Genomic DNA, 17,533 nt, shown 5'->3' with positions numbered 1-17,533 from the left:
CTCAGACGGCTACGGGGTTCGTCTTGTCGACGTTTATCCCGTAGCGGCTGATGGCCTCGCTCACCTTGTCACGCCCGATCACGCCGTCATCGGCCAGCGCCTTCAGCGCCGCCAGCACGATGAAGTGGCGGTCCACCTCAAAGAACTCGCGCAGGGTTTCGCGGGTGTCCGATTGCCCAAAGCCATCGGTGCCCAGCGCCACAAAACGGCGGCCGTGTACAAACGGGCGGATCTGGTCGGCGAATAACTTCATATGGTCCGTCGCCACCACCACCGGCCCGCTGTGTCCGGCCAGGCTGGTTTCCACGTAGCTCGCACGCGGTTCGTCCTGCGGATGCAACAGGTTCCAGCGCTCCACGGCGTGCCCGTCGCGGCGCAATTCGGTCAGGCTGGTGGCGCTCCAGACATTACTGGCTACGCCAAAGTCCTTGTCGAGCAGTTGCGCTGCGCCAATTACTTCGCGCAGGATCGAGCCGCTGCCCATCAATTGCACCTGCGCCTGGGGGGACGTGCTCAGCGGATACAAGCCTTTGAGAATCCCGTCCTCCACGCCTTCGGGCATGGCCGGGTGCGGGTAGTTCTCGTTGAGCAGGGTGATGTAGTAGTAAATGTCCTCTTGTTCGACGTACATGCGCCGCATGCCTTCGCGAATGATCACAGCCAGCTCGTAGGCAAAGGTCGGGTCATAGGCGACGCAGCAGGGGATCACCGACGCCAGGATGTGGCTGTGGCCGTCGTCATGCTGCAAGCCTTCGCCCATCAGCGTGGTGCGGCCGGCCGTGGCGCCCAGCAGAAAGCCGCGAGCGCGGGCATCGCCGGCGGCCCAGGCCAGGTCGCCGACGCGCTGGAAACCGAACATCGAATAGAAAATGTAGAACGGCACGGTCATCAAGCCGTGATTGCTGTAGGACGTACTCGCCGCAATCCACGAAGAAATAGCCCCGGATTCATTCAGGCCTTCCTGCATGATCTGTCCGTCTTTGCTCTCTTTGTAGTAGCTCAATTGCCCGGCGTCTTGTGGGGTGTAGAGCTGGCCGACGGCGGAATGAATGCCGATCTGGCGGAACAGGCTCTCCATGCCGAAGGTGCGCGACTCGTCCGGCACGATGGGTACGATCAGCTTGCCCAGGTGCGGGTCTTTCAGCAGCGTGCCGAGGATGCGCACAAACGCCATGGTGGTGGAGATGGCACGCTCGCCGGTGTCTTTGAGTTGGGTGGCAAAGGCGCTCAGTTCGGGAATCTGCAAGGCCTCGACTGCAGTGTGTCGTGCTGGCACATAGCCGCCCAACGCCTGGCGACGGGCAGCGAAGTAGCGGGCTTCTTCGCTGTCGGCGGCGGGCTTGAGGTAAGGGATTTCGTCGAGCTGGTCATCGGCCACTTCCAGGCCGAAGCGGTCGCGAAAGGCTTTTACTGCATCAGCGCCCATCTTCTTCAACTGGTGATTGATGTTCTGGCCTTCGCCCGCTTCGCCCATGCCAAAGCCCTTGACGGTTTTGGCCAGGATCACCGTCGGTTGGCCCTTGTGGCGCACGGCAGCGGCGTAGGCATTGTAGACCTTGTCCGGGTCGTGGCCACCGCGTGAGAGTTTCCAGATATCGTCGTCGGACATGTCGGCAACCAGCGCCAGTAATTGCGGGTATTTGCCGAAGAAATGTTCACGCACATAGGCGCCGTTCTGGGATTTGTAGTTCTGGTAGTCGCCGTCCACGCACTCCATCATGCGTTGTCGCAACAGGCCGCTCTGGTCCTTTTCCAGCAGCGCATCCCAGCCGCCGCCCCAGATCACCTTGATCACATTCCAGCCGGCGGCGCGGTACAGGCTTTCGAACTCCTGGATCACCTTGGCATTGCCACGCACCGGGCCATCCAGGCGCTGCAGGTTGCAGTTGACCACAAAGATCAGGTTGTCGAGCTTCTCGCGGCCGGCCAGGGAGATGGCCGCCAGGGATTCCGGCTGGTCCATTTCGCCGTCGCCCAGAAACGCCCACACCTTGCGGCCTTGGTGTTGCTTGAGGTCACGGAACTCCAGGTAGCGCATAAAGCGCGCCTGGTAGGCGGCGGTAATCGGGCCCAGGCCCATCGATACTGTCGGGAACTGCCAGAAGTCCGGCATCAGCCGTGGGTGCGGGTAAGAGGACAAGCCCTCGCCACCGGCCTCGCGGCGGAAGTTGTCCAGCTGCGCTTCGCTGATGCGGCCTTCGAGGTAGGCGCGGCCGTAAATGCCCGGGGAGGAGTGGCCCTGGATGTACACCAGGTCGCCGTCGAAGGTATCGGTTCGGCCACGGAAGAAGTGGTCGAAGCCTACGTCGTACAGGACGGCGGCCGACGCGTAGGTCGCAATATGCCCACCAACACCCGAGTGTTTACCCGCACGCAGCACCATCGCCATGGCATTCCAGCGAATAAACGCATTGGTGCGCCGCTCGATGGCCAGGTTGCCGGGGTAGGGCAATTGGCGGTCAACCGCGATGGTGTTGACGTAAGGCGTGGTCACCCGCCCGTAGAAGTCACCATGGCGCGCAACGTCGAAATCCAGCAACTGATCAATCAGGTAGTGGGCACGCGGGCGGCCTTCGGTGGACAGCACCGATTCGATGGACTCCAGCCACTCGCGGGTTTCCTGTGGATCGTCGTCCAGTCTTACTGCGTTATTGGGGGTCATGTGAGGCTCCAGGGTAGGCGGATTTCAAGCAGCGGGCTCCTTGTGGGAGTTGCGCAAATGTAATTGCAATTGCAACTACATGACTGAATCTAGCGCGGGATGAGCTACTATTGCAACCTTCTTGAAACTCCCCGGATGGTGTTGCATGTCGTCGAAAGAGCCAGATGTATGGTTCCGTTTTGTCAGGGCCCACAGGACGGTCATCCGAGAAATCGAACGCCGCCTGGCTGCAGCAGACCTGCCGCCCTATGCCTGGTATGACGCGTTATGGGGCCTGGAAAGCGGCCCCGACGGCACACGGCGCATGCACGAATTGGCCGATGTGCTGGCGATTGAGCGCTACAACCTCACACGCCTGGTAGACCGCCTGGAAAAGGACGGCCTGGTAGTGCGTTCACGCTCCGACGGCGATGGCCGCGCAGCGTTTGCCTCGATCACTGAGGCCGGCCGGGTGTTGCGTAAAAAGATGTGGAAAATCTACGAAAGCACGGTGGATGAGCTGTTCCTGTCGCAAATCGAGCCTGAGCAGCGCCAGCTGTTTGCCGATACCTTGGAGCGCACTGCGGGGTTGGCGGTGGAGGCGGGCGTGCAAACCCGCAGTCGACGCAAGATCTAATAGCTGACGAAGATCCAATGTGGGAGCAGGCAAGCCAGCTCCCACATGTTTGACCGCGTGCCCATGCATCACAGTGGATACCGACGCATCGCCGTTTCGACCTGCTCAACACCAATACGGCCTTCATCGGCCAACGCCCGCAGCGCACACACCACAATCCAATACCGACTGGGCGCAGAAACCTGCACCGACCCCGCACCCAACCCGACAAACCGCGCCTGCACATACGCCGCCAACTGATCGACAATCGCCTGCGGATAGCCGGTCACGGCAATCACCGGCGCGCTGCTCCCGGCCAGGCACTCATGCAGATGGCAGCTTTGCCGGGCAGCCATCGGGTGCAGGCGATTCCAGCGCTCGGCCGCCGCTGCCTCACGGGCCAGCCGCGTGTAGCTTGGGCAGCTCCATACCTGCGCCGTCACGCCCCAATCCTGTTCAAGCAATTGCGCCGCGTGGGTCACGTCCTCGAGCGCTCGGCCTGCACCCAGCAAGCGCACCTCCCCAGTGTGAGTACGCTGGAGCGAGTACATGCCCTTGAGCGCGTTTTCACGATCCTGCTTATCCAGCCTCGCTGTGCGCTGTTGATCATGCAGCGCGAGGTAATAAAACCCCGGCTTGCCGTCGACATACAGCGCGCGAATCCCGGCCAGCACAATCGCCCGGGCTTCTTCGCCGGACGCCGGGTCATACGGAGTGCAGTGCGGGTTGGTCGCCAGCCACAACGGCAGCGACGGTTGCGCGCCCCTGGGCCAGGCAGAGGGCTGGTTCTCGACGTCGTTGCAGAGGATGCCGCGCTGCGTGGCGGCCTGCGACAGCCCACATAACTGCGCCGACGATGCTGCACGGTGCAGGTACAGCATGGGTTTTTCGCCGGTATTGCGCGCAAACCAACTGGGCCAGTTGCCCACACGGCGGCTGCGTGACTGGCCACGAATCACCCAGGCCTGTCGGCTGAATTCCAGGGTATTGGCCATGTTCATGACCGTGTACAGCGGCGAGCCGGGCGGCGGGGCGGCACTGCTCAGCGCATCGATACAGCGCTGCGCGGCTTGGGCGGTAGAGACAGGCATGGTCGAGGCTCCTTGCTACGAAGTCTCGTACCCTAATGGAAATCTGTTATTGATTGCAAATGCAATGATTGCAATAGCACCTCAAGATTCCGGCGCTAAATCGATCCAACCCTGCTACGTTTTATCTTGAAGTGCAGGAACGTCATGGCGCCGACATTTTTTCGTCATCACGGCACTTTAGGCTGGGCTTGCAGGTCATTTATCTGCAAGCGCTTTTAACCAAGAAGGAGTCCGCCATGGACGAATACCAGGAAGAACTGCTGGAGTACCACGCGTTTGAACTGGATCCGCTGGATCCGGCCGATGACGCCACCGAGCTGTAACACCGACTTCAGGCGGAATGCCGCTGACTGCGGCGAAATTCCCCTGGGGTCTGGTTGTTCCACCGCCTGAATGCCCGTTGAAAGGCTTGGGCTGAGGCAAAACCGAGCAAGTAGGCGATCTCGCCGAACGCCAGTTCCGTGTCGCGAATGTAGGTCATGGCCAGATCGCGGCGGGTATCGTTGAGAATTGCGCGAAACTGCGTGCCTTCGTCGGCCAGTTTGCGGCGCAGCGTCCAGGTAGGCAGCTTCAAGCGTGCCGCCACTTCTTCCAGGTCGGGTTCCCGGCCACCATTGAGCATCGGCCCAAGCAACCTTGTGATGCGCTCGCGCAGGCTGCGGGTGCGGGTGAGCTGCTCCAACTCCTGTTCACATAACTTCAACAACAGATGCCAGGTGCTGGGGCAATGCTGCGGGTTACGCAGACTCAGGGTTGGCTGGTTGAGGCGCAGTTGGTTGGCCTCGGCACCGAAATGCACGGGGCTGTCACCCAGCACGCGGTACTGGTCGCTGTACTCAGGGGCTTCAAACTCGATGTCGATGCGCTGGGCCTGCACCGGTTGTTGGGCCAGGCTCGACAATTGCTGCAGCCAGCCGGCGATGATCGAGTCCACCACAAAGCGGTTGTAGGCGTTGTATGGGCTGATGGAATAGAAGCGCAGCCAAGCGCCTTCGGCGTCCTCATGAAAGCTCGACTGGCCACGATAGTTGGAGCCGTACAGCGCTTCAAACCGCGTCAGTGCGCGCGCTGCTTCGCGTACGTTCGGCGCCTGTGCGGCGGTGACGCCGGCCAATCCCGCCTGGCTCAGACGGCTCAATTGACCCATGCGCAAGCCCAGGCCGGGGTCGCCGGTCAGTTGGATGGCGGCGTGGCCCAGGCGCATATAGCGCGGGATCGACAGGCGCGCCCCGGCTTCGGCAAGGCGCGCCGGGTCCAGGCCGTATTGCAGCAGCAGCGGCTGCGGGTCCAGGTCGTGGCTGTGGACGGCGTCGGCCAAGGACTGAACAAAGCCCACCGACAAGTCCCCAAGGCGCACCGGCTTCACGGCGTTACAGCCAGATATTCAGCAGGCGCGCGCCACGGGCGTCGTTGCCCGCCGTGACGTGCCCGTCGTTGCTGAGGAAGCTGTGTCCGGCGGTGCCCAAGTCCCAGAACTGCCCACGCAGGAACACACTCATGCCGGCGCTGGCCTGGCTGATGGGCTGCTGGCTGATCAGGGTGAGGCGGCGCCAGGCTTCGCCTTCGCTGAGTTCTTCGGGCTTGAGGCTGATTTCCGGCGGCGTGGACACGCTTTTAAAGCCGCGCCATGGGCGGTCCCAGGTGTCGCGGCCGGTGACGAAGGCCGGCACGGCCACCAGTTGCGCACCTTGCTCGTTGAGCTTGCGGTAATTGTCCGGGTACCAGCTGTCGCTGCCGATCAGGATGCCCAGGCGCCCGGCCGGGGTGTCGACCACGCTGACGATATTTTCGTCACCCGGGGCGATAAACCCGCGCTCATCGTAAATCGGGTAAAGCTGGCGCTGTGGCTCGCCGATGGGCAGGCCATCGGCCGCAAACACCACGCTGGCGTTGTACAGCGCGCCATGGCCAATGTGCAGTTGGCCCTGGCTGACACTGGGGTTGGGCAGCGCGATGGAGCCGGCCACCAGGGTCACGCCGAATTCTTTGGCCAGGCCGCCGAACAGCACTTGATAGTCGCGTGCCATGGCCGGTGCCTTCATACGCAGGTAGGCGTCGTCCATGCGGTTATCGCCTTTGGCGCTGATCCAGGCGCGGGCAAACTGCAACGGGTTGCTGGCGGACAGCCAATTCATGGCGTCCTTGAGGTGAGTGGCCTGGTACAGCTCATTCTTTTCGCCGCTGAGCATCAGCCAGGTGCCGATATGTTCCGGCAGCACGACGACGGTCTTGGCGTTGATCAAACCTTGGTCGCGGGCCTTTTGCAGGTAGGCCGAGAGTTTCAGGTGCAAGCGTTCCAGGCTCTGGTAATCAGCAGGGAACAGCTCGGGTTGGATGCCCAGCAGGTTGCCACGGTCGGCGGGCTCGCCTTCATTGACGGCCAGGGTGATACGCAGGTCCGACAGGTAATGCGCCACGGGGCGCTCCTGGGTCCAGACCAGATACGCGGCGATGGCGGCAACCAGGGCCATGGAGACGGTGAACGCTAGAAGTTTACGCATGGGGCAACAGACAACAGACCGTGTGCAGGGTTCGCCGACTAGGGTAGGGCTGATGCACCGGCTTGCCAAGGGGCACTGTGCATTTGGATCAATAACTTGTCAGTTACGGTCATTGAGCGGTCGTCCATCGCCTCTTAGTCTGTGGGACATAAACCGATGGCAAGCCGTTCGAGCCTGCCACGTCCCGTGATGATCCGTTGTGGAGCTGTACCATGACCGCTGCTGCCTACCCGCACCTGCTGGCCCCGTTGGACCTGGGTTTTACCACCTTGCGCAACCGCACCCTGATGGGCTCGATGCACACCGGCCTGGAAGAAAAGCCCGGCGGCTTCGAACGCATGGCCGCCTATTTTGCCGAGCGCGCCCGTGGCGGCGTTGGCCTGATGGTCACCGGCGGCATCGGCCCGAACGATGAAGGCGGCGTATATGCCGGTGCCGCCAAACTGACCACCGACGAAGAAGCGCAAAAGCACAAGATTGTGACCCAGGCCGTGCACGCAGCGGGCGGCAAGATCTGCATGCAGATCCTCCACGCCGGTCGTTATGCCTACAGCCCCAAGCAGGTGGCGCCGAGCGCGATCCAGGCGCCGATCAACCCGTTCAAGCCCAAGGAGCTGGACGAGGAGGGCATCGAGAAGCAGATCCAGGATTTCGTCACCTGCTCGCTGCTGGCCCAGGTGGCCGAGTACGACGGCGTGGAAATCATGGGGTCCGAAGGCTACTTCATTAACCAGTTCCTCGCCGCCCACACCAACCATCGCACCGACCGTTGGGGTGGCAGCTACGAAAACCGCATGCGCCTGGCCGTGGACATCGTGCGCCGGGTACGCGAAGCAGTAGGTCCGAACTTCATCATTATCTTCCGCCTGTCGATGCTCGACCTGGTGGAAGGCGGCAGCACCTGGGAAGAGATCGTGCAACTGGCCAAGGCCATCGAAGGCGCGGGTGCGAGCATTATCAACACCGGTATCGGCTGGCACGAAGCGCGTATCCCCACCATCGCCACCAAGGTGCCACGTGGTGCGTTCAGCAAGGTCACCGCCAAGCTGCGTGGCGCGGTGCAGATTCCGTTGATCACCACCAACCGCATCAACACCCCGGAAATAGCCGAGCAGATTCTGGCTGAAGGCGATGCGGACATGGTCTCGATGGCGCGCCCGTTCCTGGCCGACCCGGAGTTCGTCAACAAGGCCGCTGCCGGCCGCGCGGATGAAATCAACACCTGCATCGGCTGCAACCAGGCCTGCCTGGATCACACCTTTGGCGGCAAGCTGACCACCTGCCTGGTCAACCCGCGTGCCTGCTACGAGACCGAGCTGAACTACCTGCCGGTCAAGCAGATCAAGAAAATTGCGGTGGTCGGTGCCGGGCCTGCGGGGCTGGCGGCGGCCACCGTGGCGGCTGAGCGCGGCCACCAGGTGACCCTGTTCGATTCGGCCAGCGAGATCGGCGGCCAGTTCAATATCGCCAAGCGCGTGCCGGGCAAAGAAGAGTTCTTCGAAACCCTGCGCTACTTCAAGCGCAAATTGCAGACCACCCACGTCGAGCTGTGCCTCAACACCCGTGTGGATGTGGCGCAACTGGCGGCGGGCGGTTACGACGAGATCATCCTGGCCACCGGCATTGCGCCGCGCACGCCGGCGATTCCGGGCGTCGACAACGCCAAGGTGCTGAGCTACCTGGATGTGATTCTGGAGCGCAAGCGGGTGGGCAAGCGCGTGGCGGTGATCGGCGCCGGCGGCATCGGCTTCGACGTCTGCGAGTTCCTCGTGCACGAGGGCGTGTCCACCAGCCTGGACCGCGAGGCGTTCTGGAAAGAGTGGGGCATCGACACCCAACTGCAAGCCCGTGGCGGTGTGGCCGGCATCAAGCCGCAACCCCACGCACCGGCACGTGAAGTGTTCCTGCTGCAACGCAAGACCTCCAAGGTCGGCGACGGCCTGGGCAAGACCACCGGCTGGATCCACCGCACTGGCTTGAAGAACAAGCAGGTGCAGATGCTCAACAGCGTTGAGTACCTGAAGATTGATGACGATGGCCTGCATATCCGCATCGGCGCCGAGGGCGAACCGCAGGTGCTGGCAGTGGACAATATCGTCATCTGCGCCGGGCAAGACCCACTGCGCGAACTGCAGGATGGGCTGGTCGCAGCCGGCCAGAATGTGCACCTGATCGGCGGCGCCGATGTGGCGGCCGAACTGGATGCCAAGCGCGCCATCAACCAGGGTTCGCGTCTGGCTGCCGCGCTGTAAAACGACCCAAGGGGCGGTGTTAGACTACCGCCCCTTTTTCATTCAGATATCCCCCGATGGGTCCCTTCGACTGGTTTCCCCAGGCACCGCTTGAACCGTTGCCCCTCGACTGGCTGAACGGGGTCGAGTTGGCCGTGCTGCGCCTGGACTGCATCGATCCACTGATCAGCGGCAACAAGTGGTTCAAGCTCACCCAGCACCTGGCCAATGCGCAACAGGCCGGTGCCGATGGGATCATCAGCCTGGGCGGCGCTCATTCCAACCATCTGCACGCGTTGGCGGCAGCCGGCAAACATTTTGATTTCCCCACCGTCGGCCTGTTGCGCGGCCACCCTCAAGACACGCCCACCATCCTTGATCTGAAAGCCTTCGGCATGCACCTGCATTGGCTGGGGTACGGCGGTTATCGTGCGCGTCACGACGCAGGTTTCTGGCGGCCATGGCGCGAACAGTATCCCCATCTTTATCCCGTGCCCGAGGGCGGCGGTGGAAGGGCCGGGGCAATGGGTTGCGGGGTGTTGGTTGAGCAGGTGCGCGCTCAACTGAACAGGCTCGGCTGGGCTGATTACGACGCGTGGTGGTTGGCGGCGGGCACCGGCACCACACTGGCCGGGTTGGCGCTGGCAGAGGCGGGCGTGCATCCGGTGTTCGGCGCCTTGGCGGTGCCGGATGATCACGGGGTTGCCCAGAACGTGCAGGCCATCGTGCAGCACGGCTATGAATTACTGGACGCGAGCCGAGGCGGCTTCGCCAAGGTCGACCCGTTATTGCTCGATTTTATCCAGGCGACGGAACAGGCAGGCGGCTTACCGTTGGAGCCGCTCTATACTGGCAAGGCCTTGCTGGCGTTGAAGCAACAGATCGAGGCCGGACGCTTCGCCCCCGGCACTCGCTTGATCTTCGTGCACACCGGCGGCCTGCAAGGCCGCCGGAGCATGGAGAGCTAGCGCTTGGGCATCATGCGTAACACGGTGTTATCGCGCATGAAGTAATGGTGATACAGGCCGGCCACGGCATGCAGGCCGATCAGCCAATAACCGACGGTGCCGCCCAGCTCGTGCCATTCTTTGATCTGTTTGGACAGGTCTTTGTTTTCGCCAATCAAGGGCGGCAACTCGATCCCGTAAAACATCACGGAATGGCCCTGGGCACTGACGATCAGCCAGCCGAAAATCGGCATGCCGATCATGAACAGGTACAGCGCCAGATGCATCAGTGTTGCCAGTGCCGATTGCCATTGCGGCGGTGCCGGCACGATCTTTGGTGCAACGCCCAAGGTGCGGGCAAACAGGCGCAGCCATACCAGCACAAACACTGTCAGGCCGAACATGTAGTGCATTTCTACAATCAGGGCCCGCCCGCCACTGCCTTTGGGAAAGATCCCGCGAAACTCAATGCAGGCGTAAACCACCGCCAGCAGCACCACCATCAACCAGTGCAGCGCAATCGACATGGTGCTGTAGCGGGTATCGGAGTTTTTCCACGGCATCGCTTGGTTCCTCACTCATCAGGGCATACTTCCGTTCTTTCGCGACGGAATCCTATAACTGTATGCCGGTTTTGAGCGGTGCGCCTGACGTAAATGCTGTTGTTTTGATCTCAATCAGTCGCTTTGCGGCATTTCACCGCGGGCCAGGCGCTGGTTGATATCGGTGATCACCGCAGGCAGGTCGTTGATGGTGTCGATCAGGTAGTGCGGTCGCGAACCCTCGAACAACTTCTCGATGCGTGTGCGCTCGCTGGCCAGGGCGGTGGCGTCCAGGTCACGAAATTGCTCGTAGGTCAGGCCCAGCGCATTGCCGGAGCAGGTCAGTGCCACGGTCCACATGCCGGCGCGACGGCCTTCGAGGATGCCCGGTACGGTATCGTCGACCTTCACGCACGCCGCCACATCGTCAATGCCCAGCGCGATCACGTTGGCCAGTGCCTGGGCGGGCCACGGGCGGCCGTTGGGCACTTCGTCGGTGGCGACCACGTGGTCGGCGATGTAGCCGTTGGTGGCGGCCAGGGCGACCACCTTGTCCATCACCTGTTTGGGGTAGCCGGAGCAGGAGCCTATCTTGATGCCTTGCACACGCAGGCGGGCGATGGTGTCGAGGGCACCGGGGATCAAGGCCGAGTGCTCGGCGATTTTCTCGATCTGCAAGGGCATGAAACGCTGGTAGATCGAGGTCACGTCGTCATCGGTCGGCGTGCGGCCAAAGGCTTTGCGGTAGCGTTCGGCGACCTGCGGTTGGTCGCAGAGCGTGCGGATATGGTCCCACTTGCCCATGCCCATCGGGCCACGGGCTTCTTCGATGGAGACTTGCACGTCGAACTCGGCAAACGCCTCGACAAAGATCTGCGTGGGCGCGAAAGAGCCGAAGTCGACCACGGTGCCGGCCCAGTCGAGGATCACGGCCTGGAGGGTGTTGGGGTTTTGATAGTTCATGGTTCAAATCCTGTGGGTAATGGGGGCAATCAGATGTCCAGCACTTCCATTTCTTGCAGCACCTGGCCGATCGCCTCGACCGCCGCCTGCATGCCCTGCGCGTCAACGTGGCCGATGCAGCCGACGCGGAAGGTTTCTACTTGGGTCAATTTGCCGGGGTAGAGAATGAAACCCTTGGCCTTGACCCGCTCGTAGAAGTCCTTGAACTGGTAGCGCGGGTCTTTTGGCGCATGGAAGGTGACGATGATCGGCGCCTGGATGGCCGCTGGCAGGAAGCTGCGCAGGCCCAGTGCGGCCATGCCGTCGAGCAGCGTCCGGCAGTTGTCGGCATAGCGTTGATGGCGTGCGGGCAGGCCGCCTTCTTCCTGGTATTGCAGCAAGGCTTCGTGCAGCGCGGCGACCACGTGGGTCGGCGGGGTGAAGCGCCATTGGCCGGTCTTGGCCATGTAGCTGTGCTGGTCGAACAAGTCCATTGCCAGGGAATGGCAGTTGCCTTGGGCGCCCGACAGTGCCTGTTTGTCGGCGAAGACAAAGCCCATGCCCGGCACGCCTTCCAGGCACTTGCCCGAGGCGGCGATCAGCGCGTCAAACGGCACTTCGCGGGCGTCGATCGCCAGAGCGCCGAAGGAACTCATGGCGTCGATGATCAGGCGTTTATCGTGCTGTTTAACCACCTGCGCGATGTCCGGCAGCGGGTTGAGAATGCCGGTGCTGGTTTCGCAGTGGATCAACGCGACGTGAGTGATCGCCGAGTCGGCGTGCAGCAGGCGGTCGACGTCGGCGGCGGTAGTGGGTTCGTCTTCAGCGGTTTCGAAGGTGCTGAAGTCGAGGCCGAGCACTTCGCAGATCTTCGCCAGGCGCTTGCCGTAGGCGCCGTTGATCAGCACCAGTACCTTGCCGTTGCGCGGCACGAGGGTGCCAATGGCCGCTTCGACGGCAAAGGTGCCGCTGCCTTGCAGGGGCACGCAGTGGTGGCTGTCGGTGGCGTGCAGGATCGCCAGCAATTGAGTGCAGACGCTGGCGGTCAGTTGGTTGAAGCGGTCATCCCATGACCCCCAATCCACCATCATTGCCTGACGGGTGCGGTTCGAAGTCGTCAAGGGGCCAGGGGTTAGCAGGATCGGCGCGGCAGTGCTCATCTCAAGTCCTCGCAAGGTCATTGGGGGGTGAAGCTACGGCGCCTAAATTGCAGTTTGGCTTGTCATCAATCAAATTGTTTGTTGTTATGCGAGCTATCAGTGAGGCCGATAGCTATGAATTTGTTTCAACTGCGTGCATTCGATGCCGTGGCCCGCGAGGGCAGCTTTACCCGTGCCGCCGCACGGCTGTTCATCAGCCAGCCGGCGGTGACCGGGCACATCAAGGCCCTGGAAGAGCACTACCAGATCGCGCTGTTGCGCCGTACCGCCCGGCGGGTGGAATTGACCGAGGAGGGCACGCGTCTGGCCGCGATCACCCGGGCAATTTTCGGCCTGGTGGATGAAGCGCAGGCGTTGCTCGAAGCCAATCGGCAGTTGCTCAGCGGACGCCTGGAAGTGGCCGCGGACGGCCCGCATCTGGTGATGCCGATGATCGCCAGCCTGCGTGCCCGTTACCCCGGCATCACCGTGAACCTGCGTCTGGGCAATGCCCAGGAAACCCTGGCGGCGCTGCTCTCCGAGCATGCGGATGTGGCGGTGCTGACGGAGGTGGAGCCGCGCAATGGCCTGCACCTGCAGCCGTTGAGTGAGTCGCGGATTTGCGCGCTTGTCCCGGCCAGCCACCCGTGGGCGGCACTGCCCAAGGGCATTCGCCTGGAACAGCTCAACGAGGTGATCATGGTATTGCGCGAGCCCAGCTCCATCACGCGGCGAACCTTCGATGATGCGTGTGGAGCTGCGGGTGTGCAGCCCAAGGTGCTGCTGGAACTGGACAGCCGCGAGGCGGTGACCGAAGCCGTGGCGGCCGAGTTGGGCGTAGGCGTGGTGTCGTCAATGGAAGTCAGCCAGGACCCGCGTGTGCAGGCCGTGACGATTCAGGGCGATGGGTTGTTGAACCGGCATATGCTCGGCTGTATGGAGCGGCGCCGCTCGTTGCGGCTGATTCAGGCGTTCTTTGAGTTGGCGTCTTGAGTTGAAGACCGAGTCGAGGCCATCGCGGGCAAGCCCGGCTCCCACATTGGTCCGGTTACTCAGGTACTACTCGGTCAACTGTGGGAGCCGGGCTTGCCCGCGATGAGGCCCTGAAACTCAGCGCAAACTGTCCCGCACAATATCGAGAAACGTCGCCACCACCCGCCGCGAACTCTGCTCCTTGAGGCACACCAGCGTTTCCTTCATGCGCTGGCTGCAATCGCGGATCGGCAGGGCATACACCCGCGAGTCGGCGCCGAGTTCCGCTGCCGACACCACGCCCACACCAATCCCCACCACCACCGCCTCCCGCGCGGCTTCGCGGCCTTCCACCTGGATCGCCGGGCGGATGCGCAGCCCGGCCTGACGCATTTCCTGCTCCAGGGGCTGACGGGTGACCGAGCCGATTTCCCGCAGTACCAGCGGCGTGTCATCCAGGTCGGCGAGGCAGATGGATTCACGCCCGGCCCACGGGTGGTTGCGCGCCACAAAGGCGAGTAGCTGCTCATCGGGCAGCGGCAACGACAGCAGGCGTTCATCGTCGACATCGCGCCCCAGCAGGGCCAGGTCGGCCTGGTAGTTGTACAGGCGAAACAGCGATTCATCCGTGTTGCCGGTTTCGATCTTCACGCTGATCCCCGGATACAACTGGCAGAAGCGTGCGATCTGCGGCAACACGTGCACGGGCGCGTCCACGGCCAGGGTGAGGGTGCCGGTGAGCAGGGCGCGGGAGTCTTGCAACAGCTCTTCGGCTTCGGCCTCGATCACAAACAGGCGCTGGGTGATGCCGAGCAGACGCTCGCCCAGGTCGGTGAGGCGCACGGCGCGTTTGTTGCGGTGAAACAGCAGCACGCCGAAGCGTTCTTCGAGCTTGCGCACCTGGTCGGAAATCGCCGGTTGCGTCAGGAACAGGCGTTCAGCGGCCTGAGTGAAACTGCCGTGTACGGCCACGGCGTGGAAGGCTTTGAGCTGGGCGTGGGAAACCGACATCGCAGATCCTCTTACAAGCTGAGCTTATAGGTGAAATACGATAAATCGATTTTACCTATTAGTCAGCCATTGCTTTGATACGCCAACCGCCGACGGCTGAGTCCTACAACCGCGGCGGCCATGGGTTCTGGCAAACCGGACCCATCTGACCAATGCCGCGCCCTCCAGGGCTTGGCATTGCAGTGCTCAACCATAAAAACAACAGGCATTTGCTTCTAGATCCTGCCGGCACACTCACCTGAGGTCAGAACCACAATGAATATCCAAACGGGTAGCATCAAGCGTTGGCGCGTGCAGATTTTCGCCATCACCTGGCTGGCGTACGCCGCGTTCTATTTCACTCGCAAAGCGTTTTCGGTGGCCAAGCTGGGCATCGTCGATGACCCCAGTTTCCCCCTCGACAAAATGATGATGGCCAACCTTGATGGCCTGTACCTGGCGGCCTATGCCGTGGGGCAATTCACCTGGGGCATGCTGGCGGACCGCTTCGGGCCACGGGTGGTGGTGCTGGGCGGATTGTTGATTTCTGCCGCAGCGGCGTTGGTGATGGGCACCTTTGCCACCTTGCCGATTTTTATCAGTTGCATGTTGATCCAGGGGCTGGCGCAGTCCACCGGCTGGTCGGGGCTGTGCAAAAACCTCGGCAGTTTCTTCCCGGCGCAGCAACGCGGGCGGGTGTTGGGGTTGTGGAGTTCGTGCTACGCCTTTGGTGGCCTGGTGGCATCGCCCTTTGCCGGCTGGTGGGCTTACACGCTGATCGGCACGTGGCATGCGGCGTTTATTTCCAGCGCGGCGGTGGTGGCGGTGGTGGCTGTGCTGTTCTTTATCTTCCAGCGCAATACACCGCAGGATGTCGGCTTGCCGGCTGTTGAGCCGGAGCCGGTCGTGGCGGCCGACACACAGCGAGTCAGCGTGCTGGAACCGCTGCGCGCGATCCTGCGTAACCGTACGGTGCTGGTCTTGGGCCTGGCGTACTTTCTGTTGAAACCGGCGCGTTACGCGATCCTGTTGTGGGGGCCGGTGATCGTTTATGAGCAAATGCCCTCGGTGGGCAAGGTGGGTGCGGCCATCGTGCCCACGGCGTTCGAGTTGGCCGGGTTGCTGGGGCCGATCATGATCGGGCTGGCGTCCGACAAACTCTTCGGCGCCCGGCGCATGCCGGCCTGTGTGCTCAGCCTGCTGGCGCTGACCGTGGCCCTGGCGTTGTTCATGGGCGCGCTGCACACCGGTAGCGTGATGCTGGTGATGGCCCTGCTGTTTGTGATGGGCCTGACGCTGTATGGGCCTGACTCGATGATCAGCAGCACGGCGGCCATCGACTTCGGCACCGCCAAGGCCGGCGCCACGGCCGCAGGCTTTGTGAACGGTTGCGGTTCGGTGGGGGCGATCCTTGGCGGCCTGCTGCCGGGCTACTTCGATACGGTCACGGTGTTTATCGTATTTGCCGGCGCGGCGTTGTTTTCTTCACTGGTGCTGATGCCTTACTGGAACGCCAGGCCCGCCGCGCTGGCGCAGGTTGGCGACTTTGTGCCCGACCGCAACGTCACGATCAAACCCTTGCGCACCTGAGGCACTTGGCCGGTTTTTTGGTGGATTAGAGTGTTTTTGCGCTATAAACTCTGCCCCCAAAGCGCCGGCCAGTAGACGTTTCGGCGCGATGGACGAAAAGAGAGTGAGTCATGGGCGCACAGTGGAAAGTCAAACATAAAGAAGCGGCATCCAATGCCAAGGGCAAGATCTTCGGCAAGCTGGTGAAAGAAATCACCATCGCCGCCCGCAACGGCGCGGACACCGCGACCAACGCCCACCTGCGTTTGGTGGTAGAACAGGCCAAAAAGGCCTCGATGCCCAAGGAAACCCTGGAACGCGCGATCAAGAAGGGCGCCGGTCTGCTCGGCGAAACCGTGCAGTACCACCGCGTGACCTACGAAGGTTTTGCCCCGCACCAGGTGCCGCTGATCGTTGAATGCGTGACCGACAACATCAACCGTACCGTGGCAGAAATCCGCGTGGCCTTCCGTAAGGGCCAACTGGGCGCTTCGGGTTCCGTGGCGTGGGACTTCAACCACGTCGGCCTGATCGAAGCCTCGCCGGACAGCCCGGACGCCGACCCGGAAATGGCCGCCATTGAAGCCGGCGCACAGGATTTTGAAGACGGCGAAGAAGAAGGCAGCACCTTGTTCATCACCGAAACCACCGATCTTGATGCGGTGCAAAAAGCACTGCCAGAGCAGGGTTTCACCGTGTTGTCGGCCAAGCTGGGCTACATCTCGAAGAACCCGGTCAGCGGTTTGACCGATGAGCAGATGGCTGAAGTCGAAGCCTTCCTGGAAGGCTTGGACAACCATGATGACGTGCAGGATATGTTCGTCGGGTTGGCTGGCTGATTTATCGCTGAATAAATGCCGGCAAAAAATGTGGGAGCTGGCTTGCCTGCGATAGCCATAGGCATCTACACAACCGGTTAACACGAAGTCTGTGGCAGGTGGGCTGTTGTGGCGAGCAGGCTTGCCCTGCGTTGGGCTGCGAAGCGGCCCCAGTAAAGGCACTGCAATTCTCCTGAAAGAACTCAGCGACTGGGTTTGGGGCTGCTTCGCAGCCCAACGCAGGACAAGCCTGCTCGCCACAGGAGAAATAGGCTGCTTTTAAAAGTTGTGTAGATTCCTATGCTGCGATAGCGGAGGAACATTCACCTACTCAGTGACTGATCCACCGCTATCGCAGCATAGGTCTCTACACAACCGGTTAACACGAAGTCTGTGGCAGGTGGGCTGTTGTGGCGAGCAGGCTTGCCCTGCGTTGGGCTGCGAAGCGGCCCCAGTAAAGGCACGGCAATTTTGCTGAAAGTACTCAGCGTCTGTTTTTGGGGCTGCTTCGCAGCCCAACGCAGGCGGTGCGAC

At 62.0% G+C, this 17,533-nt stretch carries 15 protein-coding genes; 7 read left to right on the top strand and 8 right to left on the bottom strand.

Annotated features, from left to right (window positions below; genetic code table 11):
- Position 1: 1 nt before the first annotated feature.
- Positions 2-2,662: a pyruvate dehydrogenase (acetyl-transferring), homodimeric type gene (gene aceE, locus HU759_RS19265; protein ID WP_170040756.1), complete on the bottom strand. Its 2,661-nt coding sequence runs from the start codon at positions 2,660-2,662 to the stop codon at positions 2-4.
- 145 nt (positions 2,663-2,807) lie between these two features.
- Between aceE and HU759_RS19260 the strand changes: the two genes are divergently transcribed.
- Positions 2,808-3,278 (top strand): MarR family transcriptional regulator, encoded by a 471-nt coding sequence (locus HU759_RS19260; RefSeq protein WP_058420905.1) that lies wholly within the window; start codon positions 2,808-2,810, stop codon positions 3,276-3,278.
- A 68-nt stretch (positions 3,279-3,346) separates the two neighbouring features.
- On the opposite strand, the gene HU759_RS19255 is transcribed toward HU759_RS19260, so the two are convergent.
- On the bottom strand, positions 3,347-4,348 hold the full coding sequence (locus HU759_RS19255; RefSeq protein WP_170040757.1) for a pyruvate dehydrogenase: 1,002 nt from the start codon (positions 4,346-4,348) through the stop codon (positions 3,347-3,349).
- 188 nt (positions 4,349-4,536) lie between these two features.
- Between HU759_RS19255 and HU759_RS29990 the strand changes: the two genes are divergently transcribed.
- Positions 4,537-4,671 (top strand): hypothetical protein, encoded by a 135-nt coding sequence (locus HU759_RS29990; RefSeq protein ID WP_017136475.1) that lies wholly within the window; start codon positions 4,537-4,539, stop codon positions 4,669-4,671.
- Between the two features lie 8 nt (positions 4,672-4,679).
- On the opposite strand, the gene HU759_RS19250 is transcribed toward HU759_RS29990, so the two are convergent.
- Positions 4,680-5,714, bottom strand: a complete 1,035-nt coding sequence (locus HU759_RS19250) for an AraC family transcriptional regulator (protein ID WP_170040758.1) — start codon at positions 5,712-5,714, stop codon at positions 4,680-4,682.
- Positions 5,715-5,718: 4 nt separating this feature from the next.
- A complete protein-coding gene (locus tag HU759_RS19245; RefSeq protein WP_017136477.1) occupies positions 5,719-6,849 on the bottom strand; it encodes a carbon-nitrogen hydrolase family protein in 1,131 nt (376 codons plus the stop codon).
- Between the two features lie 212 nt (positions 6,850-7,061).
- Here HU759_RS19245 and HU759_RS19240 point away from each other — a divergent pair, with 212 nt between their 5' ends.
- Together HU759_RS19240 and HU759_RS19235 are read left to right on the top strand one after the other, a co-directional pair.
- Positions 7,062-9,101 carry an NADPH-dependent 2,4-dienoyl-CoA reductase gene (locus HU759_RS19240; protein WP_170040759.1) on the top strand — a complete coding sequence of 680 codons (2,040 nt, stop codon included), beginning with the start codon at positions 7,062-7,064 and terminating at the stop codon, positions 9,099-9,101.
- Between the two features lie 56 nt (positions 9,102-9,157).
- On the top strand, positions 9,158-10,048 hold the full coding sequence (locus HU759_RS19235; protein ID WP_169988179.1) for a pyridoxal-phosphate dependent enzyme: 891 nt from the start codon (positions 9,158-9,160) through the stop codon (positions 10,046-10,048).
- Here HU759_RS19235 and HU759_RS19230 read toward each other — a convergent pair.
- The 3 genes from HU759_RS19230 to HU759_RS19220 all read right to left on the bottom strand — a co-directional run bounded on the left by HU759_RS19230 (position 10,045) and on the right by HU759_RS19220 (position 12,671).
- Positions 10,045-10,590 carry a cytochrome b gene (locus HU759_RS19230; RefSeq protein ID WP_017136480.1) on the bottom strand — a complete coding sequence of 182 codons (546 nt, stop codon included), beginning with the start codon at positions 10,588-10,590 and terminating at the stop codon, positions 10,045-10,047. The genes HU759_RS19235 and HU759_RS19230 overlap by 4 nt on opposite strands.
- Before the next feature lie 114 nt (positions 10,591-10,704).
- Positions 10,705-11,532: a phosphonoacetaldehyde hydrolase gene (gene phnX / locus HU759_RS19225; RefSeq protein ID WP_099550031.1), complete on the bottom strand. Its 828-nt coding sequence runs from the start codon at positions 11,530-11,532 to the stop codon at positions 10,705-10,707.
- A gap of 29 nt (positions 11,533-11,561) precedes the next feature.
- The gene (locus tag HU759_RS19220; RefSeq protein WP_170040760.1) at positions 11,562-12,671 is read right to left on the bottom strand and encodes a 2-aminoethylphosphonate--pyruvate transaminase; all 1,110 of its coding nucleotides are present in this window, start codon (positions 12,669-12,671) and stop codon (positions 11,562-11,564) included.
- Between the two features lie 114 nt (positions 12,672-12,785).
- Between HU759_RS19220 and HU759_RS19215 the strand changes: the two genes are divergently transcribed.
- Positions 12,786-13,643: a LysR substrate-binding domain-containing protein gene (locus HU759_RS19215; RefSeq protein ID WP_017136483.1), complete on the top strand. Its 858-nt coding sequence runs from the start codon at positions 12,786-12,788 to the stop codon at positions 13,641-13,643.
- A gap of 117 nt (positions 13,644-13,760) precedes the next feature.
- Here the strand turns inward: HU759_RS19215 and HU759_RS19210 are convergent, their stop codons facing one another.
- Entirely contained in the window at positions 13,761-14,633 is an 873-nt protein-coding gene (locus HU759_RS19210; RefSeq protein ID WP_186618088.1) for a LysR substrate-binding domain-containing protein, read from the bottom strand.
- A gap of 255 nt (positions 14,634-14,888) precedes the next feature.
- On the opposite strand from HU759_RS19210, the gene HU759_RS19205 reads away from it, so the two are divergent.
- On the top strand, positions 14,889-16,202 hold the full coding sequence (locus HU759_RS19205; protein ID WP_017136485.1) for an MFS transporter: 1,314 nt from the start codon (positions 14,889-14,891) through the stop codon (positions 16,200-16,202).
- 110 nt (positions 16,203-16,312) lie between these two features.
- On the top strand, positions 16,313-17,020 hold the full coding sequence (locus HU759_RS19200; RefSeq protein ID WP_056858461.1) for a YebC/PmpR family DNA-binding transcriptional regulator: 708 nt from the start codon (positions 16,313-16,315) through the stop codon (positions 17,018-17,020).
- The last annotated feature ends 513 nt before the right edge of the window (positions 17,021-17,533 follow it).

Origin of the sequence: Pseudomonas sp. OE 28.3 (genome assembly GCF_014268205.2) — a bacterium.
Lineage (GTDB): Bacteria > Pseudomonadota > Gammaproteobacteria > Pseudomonadales > Pseudomonadaceae > Aquipseudomonas > Aquipseudomonas edaphica.
Note: the sequence above shows the minus strand (reverse complement) of the source record. Positions and strands in the feature narration are given on the sequence as shown.

Excerpts from the sequence above, each read along its gene's own strand:
- aceE (WP_170040756.1), bottom strand. The coding sequence starts at position 2,662 with ATGACCCCCAATAACGCAGTAAGACTGGACGACGATCCACAGGAAACC.
- HU759_RS19260 (WP_058420905.1), top strand. The coding sequence starts at position 2,808 with ATGTCGTCGAAAGAGCCAGATGTATGGTTCCGTTTTGTCAGGGCCCAC.
- HU759_RS19255 (WP_170040757.1), bottom strand. The coding sequence starts at position 4,348 with ATGCCTGTCTCTACCGCCCAAGCCGCGCAGCGCTGTATCGATGCGCTG.
- HU759_RS19245 (WP_017136477.1), bottom strand. The coding sequence starts at position 6,849 with ATGCGTAAACTTCTAGCGTTCACCGTCTCCATGGCCCTGGTTGCCGCC.
- HU759_RS19240 (WP_170040759.1), top strand. The coding sequence starts at position 7,062 with ATGACCGCTGCTGCCTACCCGCACCTGCTGGCCCCGTTGGACCTGGGT.
- HU759_RS19235 (WP_169988179.1), top strand. The coding sequence starts at position 9,158 with ATGGGTCCCTTCGACTGGTTTCCCCAGGCACCGCTTGAACCGTTGCCC.
- HU759_RS19230 (WP_017136480.1), bottom strand. The coding sequence starts at position 10,590 with ATGCCGTGGAAAAACTCCGATACCCGCTACAGCACCATGTCGATTGCG.
- phnX (WP_099550031.1), bottom strand. The coding sequence starts at position 11,532 with ATGAACTATCAAAACCCCAACACCCTCCAGGCCGTGATCCTCGACTGG.
- HU759_RS19220 (WP_170040760.1), bottom strand. The coding sequence starts at position 12,671 with ATGAGCACTGCCGCGCCGATCCTGCTAACCCCTGGCCCCTTGACGACT.
- HU759_RS19215 (WP_017136483.1), top strand. The coding sequence starts at position 12,786 with ATGAATTTGTTTCAACTGCGTGCATTCGATGCCGTGGCCCGCGAGGGC.
- HU759_RS19210 (WP_186618088.1), bottom strand. The coding sequence starts at position 14,633 with ATGTCGGTTTCCCACGCCCAGCTCAAAGCCTTCCACGCCGTGGCCGTA.
- HU759_RS19205 (WP_017136485.1), top strand. The coding sequence starts at position 14,889 with ATGAATATCCAAACGGGTAGCATCAAGCGTTGGCGCGTGCAGATTTTC.
- HU759_RS19200 (WP_056858461.1), top strand. The coding sequence starts at position 16,313 with ATGGGCGCACAGTGGAAAGTCAAACATAAAGAAGCGGCATCCAATGCC.